Annotated in this window: 1 protein-coding gene and 1 pseudogene; one reads left to right on the plus strand and one right to left on the minus strand. The window is 66.7% G+C overall.

The features are described from left to right. Nucleotides 1-14: 14 nt before the first annotated feature. Nucleotides 15-599 (minus strand): recombinase family protein, encoded by a 585-nt coding sequence (locus B0I32_RS56235; RefSeq protein ID WP_106253710.1) that lies wholly within the window; start codon nucleotides 597-599, stop codon nucleotides 15-17. 261 nt (nucleotides 600-860) lie between these two features. On the opposite strand from B0I32_RS56235, the pseudogene B0I32_RS56240 reads away from it, so the two are divergent. Continuing rightward, nucleotides 861-1081, plus strand: a pseudogene (locus B0I32_RS56240) (alpha/beta fold hydrolase); the annotation flags it as partial.

Here is a 1081-nt window from a genome sequence, read left to right on the forward strand (position 1 = left end):
GGCGTGTGATCGCTCTACCTGGAGGTCTCTGGCCCGTGGACGATGCGGTGGATGGTGGAGCGTCCGACGCTGTACTCGGTGGCCAGATCGGCCAGGGACACCTCGCCCTCGGCGTAGCGGCGGCGGATGGAGCGCCGGGCTGGTTCGGGGAGTTTGGGTTGCTTGCCCTTGAGCTTGCCGTTCTTCTTGTCCCGCGCCATGGCCTCGCGGGTGCGCGGGTTCCCGAGGGTGGCCTCGAACTCGGCGACCATGGCGAGGGTCTGCAGAAACAGCCGCCCGAACGGGTCCTTCCAGTCGTAGATGGATGCGCCGAGTCCAAACAGGACGCCGCGGCCGGACAGGTCGGTGAGGATCTGGTTGGCCTCGGCCATGTTGCGGGCGAACCGGTCGAACTTGGTCACGGTGAACACCGACCCGTTCCAGACGGCGGCGAGGGCCTGGTCGAGCCCGTTCCGGTTGCGGCGGGTGGTGCCGGAGAACCCGCGGTCGATGTAGATGCGGTCCTCGGGGACGCCGAGGGCCAGGAGCTGCTCGGTCTGGATCGCGACGTCTTGCTCGTCGGTGGAGCAGCGGGCGTAGCCGACGCGGGTTCCGTTCACGGCTTCAAGTGTTCCGGATAGGGGCCGTCACCGGAACAGTTCGCGGAACACCTATACGGAACACCTCGGCCTGGGGCGCTGTCTCGGCTGGCGGGTGTTCCGGTGGGGGATCCCCTTACGGAACACGACGATGGCTATCTGAGGCCGTCGAGCGAACTGTGACCTGCGGTCACGGACAGGTTCGTTGGATCTCGCGATTGCCAACGGAACCAAATTCAACTGTTAGGATACGACTGTATCCATTCAGAAGGGACGTCCACCATGCGCACACCCGACCGGCCGTCGGCCTTCACCAGCGACTCTGCCCGTGACAAGTACTTCGTCACCTATGACCGAGTGATCGGCGAGCTGTGGCCGGTACCGGTGGACGCCATCGACGTGGAGACCCGCGCCGGCAGCGTGCGGATCCACCGGGCCGGGCCCGCCGAGGGGGATCCCGTGGTCCTCCTGGCCGGTGCCAGCGGGAACGCGCTGGCCTGGTA

The organism is Nonomuraea fuscirosea, from assembly GCF_003001935.1.
Taxonomy (GTDB): Bacteria; Actinomycetota; Actinomycetes; order Streptosporangiales; family Streptosporangiaceae; genus Nonomuraea; species Nonomuraea fuscirosea.